The organism is Pantoea conspicua (assembly GCF_002095315.1).
In the GTDB taxonomy this organism is placed as follows: domain Bacteria; phylum Pseudomonadota; class Gammaproteobacteria; order Enterobacterales; family Enterobacteriaceae; genus Pantoea; species Pantoea conspicua.
In genome coordinates, this window is sequence record NZ_MLFN01000042.1 from 16,754 (window position 1) to 38,730 (window position 21,977).

The following is a 21,977-nucleotide window of genomic DNA, read 5'->3' on the forward strand; positions in this document are numbered from 1 at the left end:
ATCCGTGGCCGGTGATGATTTGCTGCAGGCGCAGGCTCCCATCGCCTTACGTATGAGCTCTCCGGAAACCGCTGTTTCAGCGGCGGGCAGCGGCTTCAGGCCACGCTATTTATCCAGTCTGACAACGCAGGCAGTGCTGCTGGCAACTGCGATAGCAGATAGAGAATCAGACCAATGGTACCGCCCACCAGCGTGCCGTTGATGCGAATAAATTGCAGGTCTTTGCCAATATTCAGCTCGATCTGCTGCGACATCTCGCGCGCATCCCAGCTCTTGACGGTATCGCTGATATGGCGTGTCAGGAAGCCGGCAAATTCCGGCGCCACGCTGCGCGCCGCCTGTTCGAGGTGCTGGTTCATCGAGTCACGCAGCGCCGGATCGGCAGCCAGGGTTTCGCCCAGCCACAGCGCCGCGCCGCGCACTTTCTCCTGCACCCGCGAATCGTCACTGCTGAGGTCCGCTTTCAGCCAGTTACGCATATCGTTCCACAGCTCGCCGATGTAGCGGTTAAGTGTGGCATCCTCTTTCAGCCAGCTCTTAATCACTTCGGCGCGCTCCGCCATCTCCGGGTCGGTTTGCAGTTTGACGATCAGGCGATCCACCGCCCGGTTAAAGCCGAGACGCAGTTCATGGCCCTGATCCAGTGCCACATCATCCAGCAATGAATCGACCGCATTGGCCACCAGTTCGGCGCTGTGCTCGCCCAGCCACTCGGTTGGCAACATTTTGGCTTTGATCGGATGTTCACGCTTCAGCCAGCGCACCAGTTGCTGGGCAATAAACTCACGGGTCGAGGGTTTATGTAGCAGCAATAACAGCTGATCGATCGCCGCATCCAGCAACGCCTGATGACGGTTGTTTTTGGTCAGGCTCTCCAGCACCAGCGCACTGGTCTGCGTGAGATCAACCTTGTCGATGGCGCGATGCACCGCCCGGCGCATAAAGTTCTGAATACGCGTGTCGTCGGTCAGATCGAGGAAGCCGCGCATCACCTGCAACAGATGCCGCCCGATGCGGTCAGCATTGCCGGGCGCATTCAGCCACTGCGCCAGCAGGTGCGACGGATCGTGACGGCGTATCAGACTGAGCAGGGAATCGGTATCAAGAAACTTCTCCTGCACGAAGCGGCCGAGATTCTCACCGATACGATCTTTGTTGCGCGGAATAATCGCGGTATGACGCGAGATAAAGGGCACCGGCACCCGGCGAAACAGCGCCACTACCGCAAACCAGTCAGCCAGCGCGCCGACCATCGCCGCTTCCGCTATCGCTTTCACGCCGCTGACCCAAAAGCCAGGCGGCAGAAACAGGGTGATGATGAAGGTGGCGGCAGCCAGTAACAGCAGCAGCAGTGCCAGACGTTTGGTCCGTTTCAGTTCGTGTTGTTTATCCATATCCCGATCTTAGCAGAGAGCGTTGTTCAGCGGCGACGGCCACCCAGCAGGCTGCCGAGCACGCCGCGGATAATCTGGTTAGTTATCTGTCGGGTGGCGCTTTTCGCCATGGTCTGTACCACGCCATCGTGCTTACCGCCGCGCGGTCCGGTGCGGCCAAACAGAATCTCTTTCAGGCCGCCAAGAATACCTTCATCAACCGCCACGCTGTTGCCCCTGGCGGGCGGGGCGTTGGTCTGTTCGCTGCTGGCCTGAAATCCCTGTTGCAGCCGTTCAAACGCCGATTCGCGATCGACCTCGCTGTCATATTTTCCATACAGCGGCGAGTGGTTGATCAGGCCGTTGCGTTCATCGGCGGTCACCGGGCCCATGCGCGAGCCGGGCGCAATCACCATTGCCCGCTCGACCACGGACGGGCTGCCTTTGGCATCGAGAAAAGAGATCAGGGCTTCGCCAGTGCCCAGCGCCTGAATCGCCTCCACGCTGCTGAATGCCGGGTTAGCGCGCAGGCTTTCGGCTGCCGTTTTGACCGCTTTCTGATCTTTTGGCGTAAAGGCGCGCAGGGCGTGCTGCACCCGGTTGCCAAGCTGCCCGAGTACCCGATCCGGAATGTCTGCCGGGTTCTGGGTGACGAACCAGACGCCAACGCCTTTGGAGCGGATCAGCCGCATCACCTGTTCGATTTTTTCCAGCAGCACCGGCGGCGCGTCGTTAAACAGCAGATGCGCCTCATCGAAGAAGAACACCAGCTTCGGCTTATCGGGATCGCCCGCTTCCGGCAGATGCTCATACAGCTCAGAGAGCAGCCACAGCAGGCTGGTGGCGTAGAGCTTCGGCAGCTGATAGAGCTTCTCCGCCGAGAGAATATTGATGAAGCCTTTGCCCTGATCGTCGACCCGCATCCAGTCGGCGATATCCAGCATCGGTTCACCGAAGAAATGTTCGGCACCCTGCTGCTCCAGCGACAGCAAGCCGCGCTGAATCGCCCCGACCGAGGCGCTGTTAATGTTGCCGTATTGCGTCTGGAAACTTTTGGCGTTGTCACCAATGTATTGCGTCATGGCGCGCAGATCTTTGAAATCGAGCAACAGTAAGCCCTGATCGTCGGCGATGCGGAAAATGATCTGCAGTACGCCGCTCTGGACTTCATTAAGATTCAGTAAGCGGGCCAGCAGCAGCGGGCCGAGATCGGAGACGGTCGCCCGCACCGGATGGCCTTTTTCGCCGAAGATATCCCACAGCATCACCGGATTGCCTTGCGGCTGCCAGTCGGTAACGCCAATGCTGGCCAGCCGCTGCTGGAGTTTTTCGCTGCTCTGGCCCGCCATCGCCACACCGGTCAGATCGCCTTTCACATCGGCCATAAACACCGGTACGCCAATCGACGAGAACGATTCTGCCAGCTTTTGCAGGGTGACGGTTTTACCGGTGCCGGTCGCGCCGGTAATCAATCCGTGGCGATTGGCCATTTGCGGTAACAGCGCAAGCTGAACGTCGGTCGTGCGGGCAATCAGTAGCGGGGAAGTCATGATTTTCCACTCTCAGGCAAGGGGTTATGCCTGAAGAATAGCAAGCGGGGCGGGGTAAAGCGGAGAACTTTTCACCGAAAAGCAGGCCGTTGCCCCGCAGAGCAACGGTTCCGGTTACTTTTGCACTTCCTCGAAATTGAGCAGGCTGACACCGATTCCCTGCTGTACGTTGCGGATATTGCTGCGCACCGCCACCTGGGTCGCGCCCTGCAGCATCACCACAAAGGGTGATGACTGCTGCACCTGGGTCTGTAATTGCTGGTATCGACTGCGACGTTTGACCGCATCGCTCTCGCCAGCTGCGGCACGGGTGGCGGCGCTGAGTTCAGGGATGCTCCAGCCGACGCGCCACGCCAGCGTTTTGCCGCCGCCCGGCACGTTACAGGCAAAGGCGCTGGCGTTGGTGTTGGGATCGACGTAGTCCGCGCCCCAGTAGGAGAAGATCGCCTGGAAATCGCGGCTGCGCATTTTGCTCCACAGCTCCGATTCCGCCACCGGCTGAATATCCAGATTTACCCCCGCCCTGGCAAAGCTGGCCTGCAGCGCCTGTGCCACATCGATGTAAGGAGGCTGATTGACCACCGTCAGGGCAATGTGGGTGCCCGGTTTGATGCCAGCCTGTTGCAGAATCGCCTGCGCTTTTTTCAGATCGTAATGGAACAGCGTGCTGTTCAGCGCGCCATCAAAACCGTCCGGCAGGAAGCTCTGATGAATGCGGTATTGCCCCTTTAACAGCTGATTCGCCAGGCTGTCATAATCGACCAGCCAGCGCGCCGCCTGCCACAGTGCCGGGTTGGCCAGCGCCGGTTGCTGCGGGCTTTGGGTGTTAAAGCCGAGATAGTAGATCAGGCTGGAAGGGAAGGCATCGACCCGGACATCTTTCGCGCCTTTCACGGCGGCAATCTGATCCGGCCCGAGCTGGTAGGCGACATCCACATCACCCTGCTGGATCAGCAGACGACGGGTGCCTGGCTCGGCGACCCCTTTCAGCAGCACCCGTTTCAGGTGCGGCGACTGCGTGCTGTTGGGATTGGCTTCCAGCACCAGCGCCTGTAGCGGCACAAACTGTTTGATGGCATAGGCGGCACTGCCGGCGGAATGCGTTTTCAGCCAGCTATTGCCGTAGTCGTTGTTGGCGGCATGCTGTTGCGCCAGTTTGCTGTCGACCAGCGAGGCGACCGGCGCAGTAAGCAGCCGCAGTGCCAGATCGCTGCCGATTTGAGCCGGCCAGCGCAACTCAAGCTGGTGGTCGTTAATCACCGTAAACTGCTGGTCGATGTTGTCGGGCGTCCAGCCAAATTCGCCCAGAATAAACGAGGGCGCCTTATTGAGTTTCACCGCGCGGGTTAACGAAAACACCACATCCTGGGCGGTCAGTGGATTGCCGCTGGTGAAACGGGCCTGCGGATTAAGATCAAATACCAGACTGTGCGGGGTGTTGCCCGGCTGCCAGCGACGAGCTGCCAGCGGCGATAACTGCTGAGGATCCTGATGATTCGGCTCCAGCAATGTTTGATAAATGTTACGCAGGCTGCTGTTGCTGATGGTTTCGAAACTTTCCGCCGGATCAAAACTGATGATGCCATCGAGCGGCACCGCAATCACCAGCGTATCGGCGGGCGTGGCGGCGTACACCGGGTGAGCCAGCGCCACGGCGGTAAGCAATGAAAGAAGCGTTTTACGCATAAAGAGTTATCCTGAGTAGTTGATTAACCTACTCTATCGGGCACCGGGAAAACTCAAAATGCCGGTTTGTTCTGAGCTTTGCACAATTATTGCCAGCCTGATTCAGGCAAATGAACATATTAAGATAGTGACCGGGCGTAATTATTATGGCGGAATTTTGCGCGTTATTTAAATAATGCCGCTTCCGCGCTGCCGATCACATTTTGCGCACTATCTGATTGTCTGACACTCAAGGTAAATATAATGTTGCCAATAAGAATAATTCTCTTGTATGGAAGTATGATATTTTTTTATCGGTTATTCGGCGTGATGATGACCTGCCGAAAATAATAGCGTGCTGATACACGGTAAAAACCGCGATTTACCCGACGATTGTGCGGTTTTAGTATAAATTTCCTCGCTCTAAAACTTTTACCTGCCTGTAACCTTAGCGCAACAGCATGATAAATTTTCACTAAAACACAACTTAAATTCAATTTTTACATCCAGACACATCTATATCCCTAAGATTGCCAGGTTATTGACCGATAAGTTCCGTTATTCACATAAAAATTATTATACCCAGCTTGTAGGTTCTGCAGTCGTCTGTGCTGTGCGCGTTAATTCTCTTTAGTGACTGGCAATCTGCCAGCCGCTCGCGCTGTCAGCCTGGTTTATTGCATTGCGTATTAGTCGGGTATTTAGCAGATGAGAGTCGTGCGGATATGCTGTTACAAAAACCCACCACCAGGCGTAAATTTTTGCTGGGCTCATTACTGGCGTTGCCATTAAGTGAGCTGGTCTTCAAAGGCATCACTGCCGCCCAGGCTGCAGAGATGGCCGCCCCGGAATTAGCTGACTATAAACCGATCTTTTTCTCTGCCGATGAGTGGCAGTTTATCCTTGCGGCCACCGATCGTTTGATTCCGGCGGGCGGCAAAGGTAAAGCGCCAGGCGCGCTGGAAACCAACGTGCCGATCTTTATCGATCAGCAGCTGCACAGCGAAGAGTTTGGCAGCGAAATCTACCTGCAAGGGCCATTCAACGTTCAGGCACCTGCCACCATGGGCTACCAGATTCCGTTCCGCCCACAACAGATGTATCAGACCAGCATCCGGCTGATTAATCAGTGGTCGCAGAGCACTCACCAGAAAGCGTTTCATGCGCTGACGCTGGAAGAGAAAGATGCGGTGCTGACTCAGGTCAATAAAAACGACATCGACTTTGCGGCGCTGGGCGAACCCAACCTCAAGGCGTCTCAGTTCTTCAGCCAGCTGCTTTCAGATACCAAGCACGGTTACCTCGCGGATCCGATGTACGGCGGCAATAAAGGCATGAAAGCCTGGATCGCTATCGGCTTCCCGGGCGCGCGTGCCAGCTTCACCGAATGGGTGAAACAGCACAACGTTCCGTATCCGCTGGGTCCGGTCAGTGTTAAAGGCGAGCGCGCGTAAGACGCATTCCGAATCAGGGTTTTGAAACAGGATTATCATGGCACAGGTTACTAAAAAAGAAGTCGACGTCGTCGTCTGCGGCCTCGGCTGGGCCGGCTCGCTGATGAGCATCGAACTGGCACTGGCAGGACTTGAAGTGCGCGCGCTGGAGCGCGGCGGCGATCGTGATTACGACGAGTTCGCCTATCCTAAACCGGCGGATGAATACGCCTACGCGGTGCGCAACAAAGTGTTTGCCACCCCGGCAGAAGTGGCGGTCACTGTCCGCTACAACAGCAGCCAGACGGCGCTGCCAACCCGTAAATGGGGCGCGTTTGCACCCGGCACCGGCGTCGGTGGTTCCGGTCTGCACTGGACGGCGGTACTGCTCCGTCCGACGCCGACCGATATCAAACTGAAGACCTATGTCGATGAGGCGTACAAGCCGGGCATTCTGCAGGATGATATGCGGGTGATGGACTTCCCGTTCAGCTGGGAAGAGATCGAGCCTTACTACTACAAATTTGAGCTGATTTGCGGCCAGTCGGGTACCACCGGCAACCTGCGCGGTCAGATCCTTGAAGGTGGCGATCCGTTTGAAGGACCGCGTTCGGAGCCTTATCCGCTGCCTGCGCTTGACGACACGCTGAACAACGTGATGTTCAAAGAAGCGGCGAAAAAGCTCGGTTACCATCCGTTCCCGAACCCGTCGGCCTGCGTGTCACGTGCGTGGAAAAACCCGTACGGCAACCAGATCGCGCCGTGCAACTACTGCGGCTACTGCAGTAAATATCCGTGCCTCAACTACTCCAAAGCCTCGCCACAAACCGCGGTAATGGATTCGCTGAAGCGTATGCCGAACTTCTCTTACGAAGTGAACGCAGAAGTGATCAAAGTGGTGCTGAACGATGATAAGAAAACCGCTAAAGGGGTGATCTATATCGATGCACAGGGTAATGAGTGCTTCCAGCCCGCCAAAATTGTGGTGCTGAGCAGCTTCCAGCTCTACAACGTGCGTCTGATGCTGCTGTCCGGCATCGGCAAACCGTACAACCCGATCACTGAAGAGGGTGTGGTAGGACGTAACTACGCCTTCCTGTCGAACGGCGGCGCGACCCTGTTCTTCAAAGACAAAAACTTCAACCCGTACGCCACCGCGGGCGCCACCGGCCAGATGTTTAACGATATCTCGCCAGGCAACTTTGATGGTCCCTCGCTCGGCTTCCTCGGCGGCGCGAAAATCCACAGCTCACAGGCGACTGGTACGCCGATCAGCACCGCGCTGCCAAAAGGCACGCCGACCTGGGGCATGGGTTACAAAGAGGGACTGGAAGAGTGGTACGGTCATTCAATGAAGATCAGCATCACCACCACCTGCCAGTCATACCGCGATATCTATCTGGATCTCGATCCGAACTACAACGATCACCGTGGCTTGCCGCTGCTGCGCATGACCTTCAACTGGAAAGAGAATGAGCTCAGGCTGCAGCAGCACCTGAAAGGCATCGTTGGCAACATCGCTAAAGAGCTGAACCCGGATAGCATGAGCATGAGCTTCCTGCCAATGGGCGCAGACTTTGATCTGACCAAATATGTCTCTACCCACAACGTGGGCGGCGCGGTAATGGGCGATAACCCGAAAACCTCGGCGCTGAACAAGTACCTGCAGAGCTGGGACGTGCATAACGTCTTTGTGCCGGGCGGTAACGCCTTCCCGCAGAACTTCCAGGCGAACCCGACCGACACCATCGGCGCCATTACGCTGATGGCGGCACAGGCGATCAAAGATCAGTATCTGAAAAATCCCGGCCCACTGGTACAGGCATAAGCGCATGAATAAGCTGAAACTGACATCCTTTTTATTCGCCAACGCAGTGCTGTTGGCCAGCGGTTTTGCCCTGCCAGCGCACGCTGAAGATGAGGCGCAACTGATCAAGCAGGGCGAATATCTCTCCCGGCTGGGCGATTGCATGGCGTGTCACTCATTACCTGGCAAACCGGACTATTCGGGCGGGCTGGCGATTGAGTCGAATCTCGGCACCATCTTCTCCACCAACATCACGCCGGATAAAACCCACGGCATCGGCAACTACAGCGAACAGCAGTTCTCTGATGCGGTGCGTAAAGGGGTATTACCGGACGGATCGCGGCTCTATCCGGCAATGCCATACCCGGATTACGCCAAAATCAGCGATGCCGACATGCACGCGCTGTATGTCTACTTTATGAAAGGCGTCCAGCCGAGCGCGGAACAGCCGCCGGAAACCAAACTGAGCTTCCCGTTCAGCCAGCGCTGGGGCATGCGCTTCTGGAACTGGGCGTTCACCTCGGACAAACCGTTCCAGCCGATTGGCGGTGCCTCTGCCGAGATCAATCGTGGTGCTTACATCGTCGAAAGTCTGGGCCACTGCGGCAGCTGCCATACGCCGCGCGGTCTGGGCATGAACGAGAAAGCGCTGGATAGCGGTGACGATAAATTCCTGGCGGGCGGTAGCCTGAATAACTGGGATGTGCCGTCACTGCGCGGTCTGCCGCGCTGGAGCGAGCAGGAAGTGGTGGATTACCTGCAGACCGGCCGCAACGATAAAGCTGCGGTCGGCGGTGAGATGACTTCGGTGATTGAGCACAGCAGTTCGCACATGACCGACGCCGATCTGAAAGCGATTGCCGCCTACCTGAAATTCCTCGGCGGTAACCCGCCGTTGCAGGCCTACGACGTTAAGGCCCAGCAGGCAACAGAAGCGAAGCTGACCGCGGCGAAGAACCTGAGCGAAGGCGAGCGTCTCTATCTGGATAACTGTGGCGCCTGTCACTTTGTTACCGGCAAGGGCGCAGCAGGGATCTTCCCGGAGCTGGATCAGGCGACGATTGTGAATGCCAAAGATCCTACCGGATTGATCCACACCATCCTGGCCGGCGCGCAGCAGCCTTCGACCGCGAAAGCGCCGTCGAAACTGGCGATGCCAGGCTTTGGTCAGCGTCTGAGTGACGAAGAGGTGGCGCAGCTGGCAACCTTTATCCGTCAGGGCTGGAGCAACAATGCGCCAGCAGTGAGCAAAGATCAGGTCGCTGAAGTACGGAAGGCGCTGAAGTAAAAATGAAAAGGGTGCCCCGCAACGGGCACCCTTTATGGCTTCTCAATGGAAAGTGCGTACCACTTCCAGCACGCCATTAATCACGAACTGCACGCCCATGCAGACCAGCAAAAATCCCATCAAACGCGAAATCGCCTCAATGCCGCTTTTGCCGACGATTTTCATGATCGCCCCGGAACTGCGCAGCGAAATCCATAAAATCAGGCTCACCAGCAGAAAGGTCAGCACCGGCGCGGTATTCACCACCCAGACCGGAAAATCGATGCCGCTTCTCACCGTCGAGGCGGAAGAGATGATCATCGCGATGGTGCCCGGTCCGGCGGTGCTCGGCATTGCCAGCGGCACAAAAGCGATATTGACCGGCTCTTTGGCGTGATCCAGCTCATCCTGCTTTTGCTTTGCTTCCACCGACTGACCGGCCGGCTTCACCGGGAACAGCATCCGAAAACCAATAAACGCCACGATTAACCCGCCGGCAATCCGCAGGCCCGGGATCGAGATGCCAAAGGTATCCAGCACCGCGTTGCCGGCATACCACGCCACCATCATGATGGCGAAGACGTAGATTGAGGCTTGTCTGGCCTGGCGATTACGCTCCTCAAAGTTCATCTCACCCGCGAGGCCGAGAAACAGCGCCACGGTGGTGAGCGGATTGGCGAGCGGCAACAGCACCACCAGCCCCAGACTGACCGCTTTAATTAACTCCAGCATGTTAAAATCATCCGTGAGTGATTAGTGTTTCGGACGCTCCAGCGCTTCGATTAATTCCGGGAAGAAGTCCTGCAAAATTTCGGGCGTCATCAGTTCCGGGTACTGCATCAGATGCTCACGGATACGTTCGTTAACGTCCGGCAGCAGACGCTGGGCGGCGGCGCTGGCGGTGATTTTATGTTTCTTCATCGCGCGCAGCAGGTCGGCAGGCAGCGAATCTTCATCATCCGCATCGTCGATCATCTCCAGCGCATCCAGCTCGTCAAACATCTCCATCAGCGCTTCGGTTTGCGGCGTGCGTGACTCATATTCACGTGGATGTTCATCTTCGAGGAAGCGCAGCATGGCGCGCATCGGGGTGCCGTCTGGTGTGGACGGTGGCTCGGCGGCAAACCAGCTCAGCAGCTGGTGCATGGTGATCTGGTGGACGCGGAAGCCGCTGTCGACCAGCTCATCGGCCAGCAGCTCGGCGGTTTCATTTTCAATCAGACAGATATGAGTGCGGTTTGGCTCGTACTGATCCAGCCACTGGTAGATCTCCTCAATCACGCCATCGTCGTACTCGAATTTTTTGGTGAAATAGCTGTCGTCCTGGTCGTGAACGCAGGCCTGAATCCGATCGGGGTCGAAGTAAAGTGCGATGTTGATGCCTTTCATGCGTGCTGTCCTGTAGAAATCAAAACAACACTATAGCGCTCAACGTGCGGATAAGGGAGTGTCGGGGTTCACAGCGTGAAGTGCAGAGAGGACTGGACCGGCCAATGCTCCCCACTTTGTCGATTCAAGCGGGGAGACAGCGGCGCTACGGCTTTATCAGGAGATAAAGTTTTTGCCCTGTTTTAAGACCACGTCACAGGCTTTGGTTTTCAGCTTCTCGCCCATCGGCGAGCTGCTCAGGCTCTGCAGGTTGAGCTGCTGGCCGTTGCCGGTATTCAGCAGACCCGCCACGCCCTGGGTGTAGTCAGTCTTCTGTTCCTGCGCGGTGGTAGTGTTCAGACCGAGTTTGCTCAGCACCTGATCTTTAACCGACTGCACATTGTTTTTCACCACGTTGTGCTCGACGCAATACTGCATCACGCCCGCCGCGTTGGTCATGCTGTTAGCGCTGACCGCTTTGTCGCCACCGTTCAGCAACCCGGTCAGGGAAGAGAGCGACAGACCGCCATTCTGCTGAGTGGTCCCGGTGGTGGTGCCGGAGGTGTTACCGTTGTTCTGCTGGCTGAGCTGCGATGCTGCACTGCTCAGTTGATCCTGCCAGCTGGCGGCTGATGCACTGCCCGCCACCAGAAGTGCCGCTAATCCCCATCCCCACGCACTGCGTTGTGCTTGTTTCATCTCAACCTCTGTCTGTAATTGTATGGCTTCTTCAGCCTTGCTAAGAGCCACTGGCGAGCAGAAAGTTCCTGAATTAATCCATTAATAAGCGCTTTGGGAATAGTCTGTAATCGCTGACTAAATAGATGTCTCGAAGAAGCATGGATTATTAATCTGCCAGCCTGTCTGGTTCGGATAATATGATTTCACTCTCTGTAATATTCTTTAATATTTATTTATATGGTTGTTATCTTTCGCCGGATTATTCCTGGTTAACGTAAATTTTACCGCTGGGCTTAAATATTTATATTTACGCTAAATGCTTTTGTAGGGGTATTATTTTTATCGAAAAGACTATTCAGGCAACATGCTGTTTTTATGGATATTTTCATCTTTATTCTGATGTCATTGTCTGGCGTGGAAAGCGGATTAATAACCCGATCAGCACGCTATTATCATCACTTTTACTGCAATCAATGTTTTATTCCGCCTTGCGAAATCCGTGAGAGCGTTCATGCTTAATCACTGTGTCAGGCAGTTGTGGCGATTATTTAAAAGTCTTGAGTTAACGGGAGCGAATATATGGCGGGGCAGCCAGAACACAATAATGATGCTGAGGTAACGCTGAAGCTCGCAGAAGAGCAGATAGCGCTAACAAAGCAAACCGTTGTCGATGGACATGTCCGCGTAACCCGTTCCACAACCGAGCATGACGAGGTGATCAGTACGCTGCTTAACCGGGAGAAGGTTGAGGTTGAGCATGTAGCGAAAGCACAACGCGTCGAGACGATGCCCGAAATCAGGGAAGAGAACGGTGTACTGATTGTCCCGGTAGTAGAAGAAGAGATTGAAGTAGTCAGAAGACTGGTGCTTAAAGAGGAGATTCACATCCGAAAAGTGCAGGAGAGCGTTCCTTTTCAGGATGTGGTTACCCGACGTGAGCAGCAGGTGAAAGTAGAGAGAGACGACGATCGGTAATAAACAGCTAACAAAAGAGGAATCTATCATGGCACAAGAAAAAATCGTAACACTGTTCGATTCTGCGATTCAGGCAGAGGCCGCGAAAAGAAATCTCGTGAAAGCAGGCTTTTCTGATCGGGACATCAGTCTTATCAGTGGAGAACGTTTGCAGCAGGAAGGCCAGTCGATTAAGCACCCGAGCATCTGGCAGCGCCTGTTTGGCCACACCGTCGATAAAGAGCAGGCGGATGTTTACACCAGAGCGATGGATAAAGGCGGCGTGGTACTGACGCTGCGCACCGAAGAAGAGAAGCTGGCGCGTGCAATGACCATTCTGCACTCGCATGACTCGGTGGATGTGCCATCGCGGATGCAAAGCACCGTTGAGAACGGCGCGCCTGCAGCAGGTATTAATCCGATCGCCGGTAAGCAGTTTGCCGGAGAGACCAATGATCGACAGCTAGAGAATCGACAGGTTGAGCCACGACGCACCTCACTGACCGGTGATGAGAGCGAAGAAGATATTCTGCGCCTGGCCGAAGAGCAGATTGAAGTCGGTAAGCGTCTGGTGAGTGAAGGTTCAACCCGGGTGCGCCGCTATACCGTGACGGATCAGGTCTCTGAAGATATCTCGCTGCACGAACAGCACGCTGACATCTTCCGTCGTTCGGTGAATGAACCGGCGCTGGCAGGTGAAGTGGACTGGTCAGAGAAAACCGTCGAAGTAGCTGAAACCCACGAGCAGCCGGTGATCAACAAAACGACCCACGTGAAAGAAGAAGTTGTGGTGCGTACTGACGGCAGTGAACGTACCGAGACCATTAATGACACAGTGCGTCGTCAGGAAGTGGACATCGACCATGCACGGGCCGGACTGGATAACGAACTATCCCCAACCGGTGCGGCAGGAGTTAAACCCGCTACCGCAGCAGGTGTAGGCACGCAGTCACCAGGCGTAGCCACCGAGCGCGACCACAAAGCCGGCCTGACTGAGAAGGTGAGTGAGAAAGCCAGCGAAGCGAAAGACAAGGTTGAGAACAAGCTGAAACAGCGTGATTACGACCATTCGCATTGAGGCGCTCATCCTGTCAACAATGAGTGCTAATGGGCATCGCTGATGCCCAATGCTGAACATGCAAAAGTGGCCAACCGTGAGGTTGGCTCTTTTGTTTTGGGGTGGTGATCGGGGATTGAGGGCGGGTTTCGGGAGCAGGGCGCGCGGGTTGAAGGGCTGTTGTGACTTTATCGTATGGAGAATGTCGGAGAAGGGTTATACCGGTGTATGAGCAAGAGGGATCGGACTGGAGCGGTTTCAGCATGAATCAGTGTTGATAGGATGGGCAGCAGTGTTCAGCGAGTAGCCAGCTAGCGGGCGACGTCCGACCGCGCGGGCAATATCACGCTACGCTGTTTTTTTCGCCGCTTAATGCACAACCCGGATGAATAGTGTTGCGCATGGTGGCCGTAACGGTATAATCCCCAACGTTTTCCGCATCCTCTTCAGTGCCGAAGTGGCGAAATCGGTAGACGCAGTTGATTCAAAATCAACCATCGAAAGATGTGCCGGTTCGAGTCCGCCTTCGGCACCAAGTATGCAATCAAGTCACCTAAGGGTGGCTTTTTTTGTTTCTGGGGTTTGGTAACTGCAGGGACATCCTCGCTTTTCAGTCGCCGTAATCACTTACCTTAAGCCAACCTGATTCTAGCTGCATCAACTAACTGATGTGGGTGTGTCTGCGGGTTGATCTCCGTTCGATTATGTTTGTACCAATACCGAGCGCCCGGAAGGATACTCAACATGGATCTGCTTGATATGAAGGTTAGTTCGGCTAAGCCTGAAGTAAATGCTTATAAGATCACTGGTGATGCAAGATGTTGCTGATTCTCCTGGGGGAATCGAAATACTGGCGGCTATAGTCAAGAAGAGATGCGGTAGAACGGCAGGTGGCCACCAGAGAGTTAGTTCTGTTCGGGTGATTTTAACCACCTAAGGCGAATCATCCGGTAGAGAGTAGGTTAAGGTAGGGCGGTTTATCTGGTTGAGAACGGAAAGAATCTAGAAACTTATTTGACTTTACAAAGAGGAAAATTCTAAAGCGGTAGTCATAACTATTGCTAATGTTTATCACTTCAAGTTGCTCACTCCGTATCTCCAGATGTCTTGGATCAAAAGGTAAATGTTTTTGCGGTGAGTACACAACCGTAAAAGTTTACGAATACTTGAAAATTAGCAAGTTGCTGTGACTTTTGTCATTGTCCAATAAGGTATAGATAGCTAAAATAAAAATTTAGCAGCGTTAAATATGGACAGGCTTACACAGCAATGGATTCATAAAAATGATGAATAAATCCAATTTTGAGTTCCTGAAAGGCATCAACGACTTCACCTATGCTATCGCCTGCGCGGCGGAAAACAATTACCCAGATGATCCCAACACCACGCTGGTAAAAATGCGTATGTTTGGCGAAGCGACGGCTAAACATCTTGGCCTGCTACTGGGCATTCCGGCCTGCGATAATCAACACGATCTTCTGCGTGAGCTAGGCAAAATCGCCTTTGTTGATGACACGATCCTTTCTGTATTCCACAAACTGCGCCGTATTGGTAATCAGGCGGTGCATGAATACCATAACGATCTTGATGACGCCCAGATGTGCCTGCGGCTCGGCTTCCGTTTGGGTGTCTGGTACTACCGTCTGGTCACCAAAAATTATGATTTTCCGGTGCCTGTTTTTGCTTTACCGGAACGTGGCGAAAATCTTTATCACCAGGAAGTGCTGACGCTGAAACAGCAGCTTGAACAGCAAGCTCGCGAAAAAGCGCAGAGTCAGTCCGAACTGGAAGCACAGCAGCAGAAGCTGATTAGCCTCAACGGCTATATCGCTATTCTTGAAGGTAAGCAGCAGGAAACCGAAGCACAAACGCGAGCACGGCTTGCGGCGCTGGAAGCTCAGTTAGCCGAGAAAAATGCGGAGCTGGCGAAACAGACTGAGCAGGAACGTAAGGCATACCAAAAAGAGATCACCGATCAGGCCATCAAGCGTACCCTCAACCTCAGTGAAGAAGAGAGCCGCTTCCTGATTGATGTGCAGCTGCGTAAGGCAGGCTGGCAGGCTGATAGCAAAGCTTTACGCTTCTCTGAAGGCGTGCGCCCGGAACCGGGTGTCAATAAAGCCATTGCTGAATGGCCAACCGGTAAAGATGAAACGGGTAAGCAGGGCTTTGCGGACTATGTTTTTTTCGTCGGTCTCAAGCCTATCGCGGTAGTTGAAGCGAAGCGTAAAAATATCGACGTTCCCGCCAAACTCAATGAGTCCTATCGCTACAGTAAATACTTCGATAATGCATTCTTACGCGATACGTTGCTGGAGGAGTACGCTCCCGACGACGTGAACGAAGCGGTACCGGTGTATGAAATCAGCTGGCAGGATACCAGCGGCGAACAGCGCTTTAAAATTCCCTTCTGCTACTCCACCAACGGGCGCGAATACCGCGCGGCAATGAAGACCAAAAGCGGCATCTGGTATCGTGACGTCCGTCATACCACCAACATGTCGAAAGCGCTTCCGGAGTGGCATCGTCCTGAAGAGCTGCTGGATATGCTCGGGAGCGATCCGCACAGACAAAATCAGTGGTTTGCTGAAAATCCAGGAATGAGCGAACTGGGCCTGCGCTACTATCAGGAAGATGCCGTGCGGGCAGTCGAAAATGCTATCGTCAATGGACAGCAAGAGATCCTGCTGGCGATGGCCACCGGTACCGGTAAAACCCGTACCGCAATCGCCCTGATGTTCCGCCTTATCCAGTCTCAGCGTTTTAAGCGCATTCTCTTCCTGGTTGATCGACGTTCTCTCGGTGAGCAGGCGCTTGGCGCATTTGACGATACGCGTATTAACGGCGACACCTTTAACAGCATCTTTGATATTAAAGGGCTGACGGATAAATTCCCGGAAGACAGTACTAAAATTCACGTTGCCACGGTCCAGTCGCTGGTTAAACGCACCCTGCAATCAGATGAACCGATGCCGGTTGGCCGTTACGACTGTATCGTCGTGGATGAAGCACATCGCGGCTACATTCTCGATAAAGAGCAGACCGAAGGTGAACTGCAATTCCGCAGCCAGCTTGATTATGTTTCTGCCTATCGTCGTATCCTCGACCATTTTGATGCAGTCAAGGTTGCGCTGACCGCTACGCCTGCTCTGCATACGGTGCAGATCTTCGGTGATCCGGTTTACCGCTACACCTACCGTACCGCGGTAATCGATGGTTATCTGATCGACCAGGATCCGCCGATTCAGATCACGACCCGCAACGCACAGGATGGCGTTTATCTTGCTCAGGGTGAGCAGGTCGAGCGTATTAGCTCTCAGGGTGAAGTGATTAACGACACCCTTGAAGACGAACAGGATTTTGAGGTCGCCGACTTTAACCGCAACCTGATAATTCCCGCCTTTAACCGCGCCGTCTGTAACGAGCTCACTCACTACCTTGATCCAACCGGATCGCAAAAAACGCTGGTATTCTGCGTCACCAATGCGCATGCCGATATGGTGGTGGAAGAGCTGCGTACCGCATTTAAGAAAAAGTATCCGCAGCTGGAACATGACGCGATTATCAAGATTACCGGCGATGCTGATAAAGACGCGCGTAAAGTGCAGACTATGATCACCCGCTTTAACAAAGAGCGGCTGCCCAATATTGTCGTGACCGTCGATCTGCTGACCACCGGTGTGGATATTCCATCGATCTGTAATATCGTTTTCCTGCGTAAGGTACGCAGCCGCATTCTGTACGAACAGATGAAAGGCCGTGCGACGCGTCTGTGTCCGGCGGTGGCGAAAACCAGCTTTAAGATTTTCGACTGTGTCGATATCTATAGCTCGCTGGAAAGTGTCGATACCATGCGCCCGGTGGTTGTACGCCCTCAGGTCGAACTGCAAACGCTGGTCAATGAAATCACTGATTCCGAGACTTACAAAACCATTGAGGCGGATGGTCGCAGCTTTGCAGAGCACAGCCATGAACAGCTGGTGGCCAAGCTCCAGCGTATTATCGGCCTGGCCACGTTTAACCGTGACCGCAGCGAAACAGTAGATAAGCAGGTGCGTCGTCTGGATGAGCTATGCCAGGACGCGGCAGGCGTAAACTTTAATGGCTTTGCCTCATGCCTGCGGGATAAAGGAGCGCACTGGAGTGCCGAAGTCTTCAACAAACTGCCAGGCTTTATTTCCCGTCTGGAAAAGCTGAAAGCCGACATCAACAACCTGAATGATGCGCCAATCTTCCTCGATATTGACGATGAAGTGGTGAGCGTAAAATCGCTCTATGGCGATTACGACACGCCGCAGGATTTTCTCGAAGCCTTTGATTCGCTTGTGCAACGTTCTCCGAATGCGCAGCCAGCCTTACAGGCGGTGATCAATCGTCCGCGCGACCTCACCCGCAAAGGGCTGGTCGAACTGCAGGAATGGTTTGATCGCCAGCACTTCGAGGAATCTACCCTGCGCAAAGCGTGGAAAGAGACGCGCAATCAGGATATCGCCGCCCGATTAATTGGTCACATACGCCGTGCGGCGGTAGGTGATGCGCTGAAGCCGTTCGATGAGCGTGTCGATCATGCGCTTGAGCGCATTAAAGGCGAAAACGACTGGAACAGTGAGCAACTGACCTGGCTCGATCGTTTGGCTACTGCGCTGAAAGAGAAGGTGGTGCTTGACGACGACGTCTTCAAAACGGGCAATTTTCATCGTCGTGGCGGCAAGACAATGCTGCAAAAACCTTCGATGATGATCTCGACAATCTGCTCGATAAGTTCAGCGATTACATCTGGGACGAGCCTGCTTAACGCGTTATCATCCCCGGCAATGTCTTCTTCTGCGGCCCCAATAAGGGCCGCTGTTTATTTACGGAATACTCAATGAACAATAATGATCTGGTCGCGAAGCTGTGGAAGCTGTGCGACAACCTGCGCGATGGCGGCGTCTCCTATCAAAACTACGTTAACGAACTCGCCTCGCTGCTGTTTTTGAAAATGTGTAAAGAGACCGGCCAGGAAGCAGACTACCTGCCGGAAGGCTATCGCTGGGATGATCTGAAATCCCGTATCGGCCAGGATCAGCTGCATTTCTACCGTAATCTGCTGGTGCATCTGGGGGCCGACAGTCAAAAACTGGTGCAGGCGGTATTCCATAATGTCAGCACCACCATTGAGCAACCCAAACAGCTGACTGAACTGGTCAGCTATATGGACGCGCTGGACTGGTACAACGGCACGCACGGCAAATCCCGTGATGACTTTGGTGATATGTACGAAGGGCTGTTGCAGAAGAATGCGAATGAAACCAAGTCTGGTGCCGGTCAGTACTTCACCCCACGTCCGCTGATCAAAACCATTATTCACCTGCTGAAACCGCAGCCGCGTGAGGTTGTACAGGATCCGGCTGCGGGTACGGCGGGCTTTCTGATTGAAGCCGACCGCTACGTTAAATCGCAGACCAACGATCTGGATGACCTTGATAACGATACGCAGGATTTCCAGATCCACCGCGCGTTTATCGGCCTGGAACTGGTGCCCGGCACTCGCCGCCTGGCGCTGATGAACTGCCTGCTGCACGATATTGAAGGGAACCTCGACCACGGTGGCGCTATCCGCCTTGGTAACACGCTGGGTAGCGATGGTGAAACACTGCCGATGGCGCATGTGGTCGCCACCAACCCACCGTTTGGCAGCGCTGCGGGCACTAACATCACCCGTACCTTCGTTCATCCGACCAGCAACAAACAGCTTTGCTTTATGCAGCATATTGTTGAAACCCTGCTCCCCGGCGGACGTGCGGCGGTAGTGGTGCCGGATAACGTGTTGTTTGAAGGCGGCAAAGGCACTGACATCCGTCGTGACCTGATGGATAAGTGTCATCTGCACACCATTCTGCGTCTGCCAACCGGCATTTTTTATGCTCAGGGCGTGAAGACCAACGTACTGTTCTTTACCAAAGGGACGGTGGCGAAGCCAACTCAGGATAAAAACTGCACCGATGACGTGTGGGTGTATGACCTGCGAACCAATATGCCGAGCTTCGGCAAACGCACGCCGTTTACCGACGACCATTTACAGCCGTTCGAGCGCGTATATGGTGAAGATTCGCACGGCTTAAGCCCGCGTAGCGAAGGTGAATGGAGTTTTAATGCTGAAGAGACAGAAATTGCCGATAGCGAAGAGAACAAAAACACCGATCGGCATCTGGCTACCAGCCGCTGGCGCAAATTCAGCCGCGAGTGGATCCGCACGGCAAAATCCGATTCGCTGGATATCTCCTGGCTGAAAGATAAAGACAGCATTGATGCCGATAACCTACCGGAGCCGGATATTTTAGCGGCAGAAGCGATGGGGGAGCTGGTACAGGCGATGGGCGAACTGGATGCGCTGATGCGTGAACTGGGTGCGAGCGATGAAGCCGATGCACAGCGTCAGTTGCTGCAAGAAGCGTTTGGTGAGGTGAAGGAATGAGCGTGGGGAAATTGCCAGTTGATTGGAAGATTGTCGAATTGGGGAACTTGATAAATTTATCCACAGGGAAACTTGATGCGAATGCTGCGGATAAAGATGGTCAGTATCCATTTTTCACCTGTGCAGAATCAATTTCTCAAATTAATTCTTGGGCCTTTGATAGTAGCGCGGTGCTTCTGGCAGGTAATGGTTCATTTTCTATCAAAAAGTACACAGGGAAATTTAACGCTTACCAGCGCACATATGTTATTGAGCCAATCTTAATTAAAACCGAGTTTTTATATTGGTTAATTCGTGGAAACATTGAAAAAATCACAGAAAATGGTCGGGGTTCTACTATACCGTATATACGTAAGGGCGATATTACAGATATATGTGTCGCACTCCCTTCCCAAGCAGAACAAACTTTAATCGCTGAAAAACTCGATACGCTGCTGGCGCAGGTAGAGAGCACCAAGGCGCGTCTTGAGCAAATCCCCATAATTTTAAAGCGTTTTCGGCAGGCGGTACTGGCTGCGGCAGTCAGAGGTAAGCTAACAGAAGACTGGTATTCATCCAGCAATCAAGTCGATACTGAATCTCTTTTAAAAGAAATAGAAATTGAGCGTGACAAAGCTAAAGGTAATAGGCTAATTAAGCCGAGCTTCGGTAAGAAAAGAAATATATCGCCATTATTTGAAATTTCATCTAATTTATGGGGTTGGGTTTGTTTAGAGCAAATATGTGCAACTAACAATAATGCGCTTAAAGCTGGTCCATTTGGCTCTACTCTGAAAAAAGCTGATTGTGTTGAGGATGGCTATAAAGTTTATGGACAAGAGCAAGTTATTTCAGGGAGTGAGTCTTTAGAGACATATAGAATAAATGATGAAAAATACGAGCAACTTAAATCATGTAAAGTCGGCCCTGGTGATATATTAATAAGTTTGGTTGGTACAATTGGAAAAGCATTGGTTTTATCGTCTCAAGCAGAAGTTGGAATTATCAATCCTCGGCTGGTAAAAATAACTTTGCATGAGGCTGTTAATCCTAAATATATTAAAATTTACCTCGATAGCCCTATTTCCCATGGATTTTTCAAAGGATTTAGCCATGGTGGAACAATGGATATCCTAAATTTAGGCATACTTAAAGAGCTACCCATAACTCTTCCCCCAACAGAAGAGCAAGCTGAAATCGTCCGCCGTGTCGAACAGCTCTTCGCCTACGCCGACACCATTGAAAAACAGGTAAACAGTGCGCTTTCATGCGTTAACAACCTGACGCAATCCATTCTGGCGAAAGCATTCCGTGGTGAACTCACCGCCCAGTGGCGGGCAGAAAACCCGGAACTAACCAGCGGTGAAAACAGCGCTGCTGCATTACTGGAAAAAATCAAAGCCGAACGGGCAGCCAGCACCGGTAAAAAAGCCTCACGTAAAAAATCCTGATTATTATATTTGCGCACTTTACTGGTGCGCTTCTTATTATTTCCTGCCAGATAAACCTTAAGTTTTATAATAAAATAGTTTTATAAATGACTTATTTTACTCAGTTTTAAGCTGGACTTTTCTTCTCTTTCCTGATGATATATACAGGTATTTAGCGCGGCACGGATGTGCGCCAACACACCCGCGCCGCTAATCACAATCACTATTTTAGGGAATAGTAATCATGACTGACGCCCATTCTATTGCACAACCGTCTGAACCAGAAGTCTCGCCAGCAAATAACCGTCAATTAACCGTTAGCTATGCAAGCCGCTATCCGGATTACAGCCGGATACCCGCCATCACCATGAAAGGGCAATGGCTGGAAGCGGCTGGTTTTGCCACTGGCACAGCAGTAGAAGTAAAGGTAATGCAAGGCTGTATTGTGCTCACCGCCCGGCACAACGACAGTGAACTGATGCAGTCGCTGCGCCAGGTGTTCAGGCTGTCGGCGCGGAAACAAAAGCAGGTGCAGGAGTTTATTCAGGTCATTGCCGGTAAATAGAAAGTCGTCTGAATGAGTAACCGCTCCCGACATCGCATCGGGAGCGGTTGAATATCATGATGCGATTACTTTAACTAGTACATCTGTTGCCCAGCTTTCTTCACTGTTGACCACATTTCCCTCCTTGCAGGACCGCGCCACATTGCCTGACTGGAAAGAAATACTATCGTTGAAGTCAACGTTATTCCATTTGATGCAAATTTAATGCGCCAGTAGCCCATTCCCTGATCAAAACGAATCTTGAATGTCTGTCCACATTTATCATCGGGATAAATGGAGGTTCATTTAATCTTTGAGGCTTATGACACACCGGATATCCTGAAATAAATATCCTGCTTTACATCGAAATGCTGAATCCCTTATGCCTCTCAGGGGCTTTGTTGAATAAATC

General features: G+C 53.1%; 13 protein-coding genes, 1 tRNA gene and 4 pseudogenes. 11 read left to right on the forward strand and 7 right to left on the reverse strand.

Going from position 1 to position 21,977, the window contains the following annotated elements; translation table 11 throughout:
- Positions 1-95: 95 nt before the first annotated feature.
- The 3 genes from HA41_RS14170 to HA41_RS14180 form a co-directional block, all read right to left on the reverse strand.
- On the reverse strand, positions 96-1,394 hold the full coding sequence (locus tag HA41_RS14170) for a DUF445 domain-containing protein (protein ID WP_094121313.1): 1,299 nt from the start codon (positions 1,392-1,394) through the stop codon (positions 96-98).
- A gap of 26 nt (positions 1,395-1,420) precedes the next feature.
- Positions 1,421-2,923: a helicase HerA-like C-terminal domain-containing protein gene (locus HA41_RS14175; RefSeq protein WP_094121314.1), complete on the reverse strand. Its 1,503-nt coding sequence runs from the start codon at positions 2,921-2,923 to the stop codon at positions 1,421-1,423.
- A gap of 114 nt (positions 2,924-3,037) precedes the next feature.
- Entirely contained in the window at positions 3,038-4,609 is a 1,572-nt protein-coding gene (locus HA41_RS14180) for an ABC transporter substrate-binding protein (protein ID WP_094121315.1), read from the reverse strand.
- A 704-nt stretch (positions 4,610-5,313) separates the two neighbouring features.
- Here HA41_RS14180 and HA41_RS14185 point away from each other — a divergent pair.
- From HA41_RS14185 to HA41_RS14195, 3 genes are read left to right on the forward strand one after another with little or no spacing between them, the layout of a single operon-like run.
- Positions 5,314-6,042, forward strand: a complete 729-nt coding sequence (locus HA41_RS14185) for a gluconate 2-dehydrogenase subunit 3 family protein (protein WP_094121316.1) — start codon at positions 5,314-5,316, stop codon at positions 6,040-6,042.
- Between the two features lie 37 nt (positions 6,043-6,079).
- Positions 6,080-7,849: a GMC family oxidoreductase gene (locus HA41_RS14190; protein WP_094121317.1), complete on the forward strand. Its 1,770-nt coding sequence runs from the start codon at positions 6,080-6,082 to the stop codon at positions 7,847-7,849.
- Between the two features lie 4 nt (positions 7,850-7,853).
- Entirely contained in the window at positions 7,854-9,116 is a 1,263-nt protein-coding gene (locus tag HA41_RS14195; RefSeq protein ID WP_094121318.1) for a c-type cytochrome, read from the forward strand.
- A 42-nt stretch (positions 9,117-9,158) separates the two neighbouring features.
- Here HA41_RS14195 and HA41_RS14200 read toward each other — a convergent pair whose 3' ends face one another.
- The 3 genes from HA41_RS14200 to HA41_RS14210 all read right to left on the reverse strand — a co-directional run bounded on the left by HA41_RS14200 (position 9,159) and on the right by HA41_RS14210 (position 11,162).
- A complete protein-coding gene (locus HA41_RS14200; protein ID WP_094121319.1) occupies positions 9,159-9,827 on the reverse strand; it encodes a MarC family NAAT transporter in 669 nt (222 codons plus the stop codon).
- 21 nt (positions 9,828-9,848) lie between these two features.
- Positions 9,849-10,484, reverse strand: a complete 636-nt coding sequence (locus tag HA41_RS14205; RefSeq protein ID WP_094121320.1) for a hypothetical protein — start codon at positions 10,482-10,484, stop codon at positions 9,849-9,851.
- Positions 10,485-10,640: 156 nt separating this feature from the next.
- On the reverse strand, positions 10,641-11,162 hold the full coding sequence (locus HA41_RS14210; protein WP_094121321.1) for a YjjA family protein: 522 nt from the start codon (positions 11,160-11,162) through the stop codon (positions 10,641-10,643).
- Positions 11,163-11,723: 561 nt separating this feature from the next.
- Between HA41_RS14210 and HA41_RS14215 the strand changes: the two genes are divergently transcribed.
- From HA41_RS14215 to symE, 8 genes and pseudogenes are all read left to right on the forward strand, one after another.
- Entirely contained in the window at positions 11,724-12,119 is a 396-nt protein-coding gene (locus tag HA41_RS14215) for a DUF2382 domain-containing protein (RefSeq protein WP_094121322.1), read from the forward strand.
- Positions 12,120-12,147: 28 nt separating this feature from the next.
- Positions 12,148-13,176, forward strand: a complete 1,029-nt coding sequence (locus HA41_RS14220; protein ID WP_094121323.1) for a YsnF/AvaK domain-containing protein — start codon at positions 12,148-12,150, stop codon at positions 13,174-13,176.
- 430 nt (positions 13,177-13,606) lie between these two features.
- A tRNA-Leu gene (locus tag HA41_RS14225) sits at positions 13,607-13,690 on the forward strand.
- A gap of 748 nt (positions 13,691-14,438) precedes the next feature.
- Positions 14,439-17,950 (forward strand): annotated as a pseudogene (gene hsdR, locus HA41_RS14230) (type I restriction-modification system endonuclease).
- 72 nt (positions 17,951-18,022) lie between these two features.
- The gene (locus HA41_RS14235) at positions 18,023-19,612 is read left to right on the forward strand and encodes an N-6 DNA methylase (protein WP_094121324.1); all 1,590 of its coding nucleotides are present in this window, start codon (positions 18,023-18,025) and stop codon (positions 19,610-19,612) included.
- Positions 19,609-20,028: pseudogene (locus HA41_RS21710) on the forward strand (restriction endonuclease subunit S); the annotation flags it as partial. The gene HA41_RS14235 and the pseudogene HA41_RS21710, both read left to right, overlap by 4 nt.
- Positions 20,011-21,042, forward strand: a pseudogene (locus tag HA41_RS14240) (restriction endonuclease subunit S); the annotation flags it as partial. The pseudogenes HA41_RS21710 and HA41_RS14240, both read left to right, overlap by 18 nt.
- Before the next feature lie 223 nt (positions 21,043-21,265).
- On the forward strand, positions 21,266-21,586 hold the full coding sequence (symE, locus tag HA41_RS14245; RefSeq protein WP_094121326.1) for an endoribonuclease SymE: 321 nt from the start codon (positions 21,266-21,268) through the stop codon (positions 21,584-21,586).
- 54 nt (positions 21,587-21,640) lie between these two features.
- Here the strand turns inward: symE and HA41_RS21715 are convergent.
- Positions 21,641-21,840, reverse strand: a pseudogene (locus tag HA41_RS21715) (hypothetical protein); the annotation flags it as partial.
- Positions 21,841-21,977 lie beyond the last annotated feature (137 nt).

What these genes read in the sequence shown, in the direction of transcription:
- HA41_RS14170 (WP_094121313.1), bottom strand. Translation starts at nt 1,394, where the DNA reads ATGGATAAACAACACGAACTGAAACGGACCAAACGTCTGGCACTGCTG.
- HA41_RS14175 (WP_094121314.1), bottom strand. Translation starts at nt 2,923, where the DNA reads ATGACTTCCCCGCTACTGATTGCCCGCACGACCGACGTTCAGCTTGCG.
- HA41_RS14180 (WP_094121315.1), bottom strand. Translation starts at nt 4,609, where the DNA reads ATGCGTAAAACGCTTCTTTCATTGCTTACCGCCGTGGCGCTGGCTCAC.
- HA41_RS14185 (WP_094121316.1), top strand. Translation starts at nt 5,314, where the DNA reads ATGCTGTTACAAAAACCCACCACCAGGCGTAAATTTTTGCTGGGCTCA.
- HA41_RS14190 (WP_094121317.1), top strand. Translation starts at nt 6,080, where the DNA reads ATGGCACAGGTTACTAAAAAAGAAGTCGACGTCGTCGTCTGCGGCCTC.
- HA41_RS14195 (WP_094121318.1), top strand. Translation starts at nt 7,854, where the DNA reads ATGAATAAGCTGAAACTGACATCCTTTTTATTCGCCAACGCAGTGCTG.
- HA41_RS14200 (WP_094121319.1), bottom strand. Translation starts at nt 9,827, where the DNA reads ATGCTGGAGTTAATTAAAGCGGTCAGTCTGGGGCTGGTGGTGCTGTTG.
- HA41_RS14205 (WP_094121320.1), bottom strand. Translation starts at nt 10,484, where the DNA reads ATGAAAGGCATCAACATCGCACTTTACTTCGACCCCGATCGGATTCAG.
- HA41_RS14210 (WP_094121321.1), bottom strand. Translation starts at nt 11,162, where the DNA reads ATGAAACAAGCACAACGCAGTGCGTGGGGATGGGGATTAGCGGCACTT.
- HA41_RS14215 (WP_094121322.1), top strand. Translation starts at nt 11,724, where the DNA reads ATGGCGGGGCAGCCAGAACACAATAATGATGCTGAGGTAACGCTGAAG.
- HA41_RS14220 (WP_094121323.1), top strand. Translation starts at nt 12,148, where the DNA reads ATGGCACAAGAAAAAATCGTAACACTGTTCGATTCTGCGATTCAGGCA.
- HA41_RS14235 (WP_094121324.1), top strand. Translation starts at nt 18,023, where the DNA reads ATGAACAATAATGATCTGGTCGCGAAGCTGTGGAAGCTGTGCGACAAC.
- symE (WP_094121326.1), top strand. Translation starts at nt 21,266, where the DNA reads ATGACTGACGCCCATTCTATTGCACAACCGTCTGAACCAGAAGTCTCG.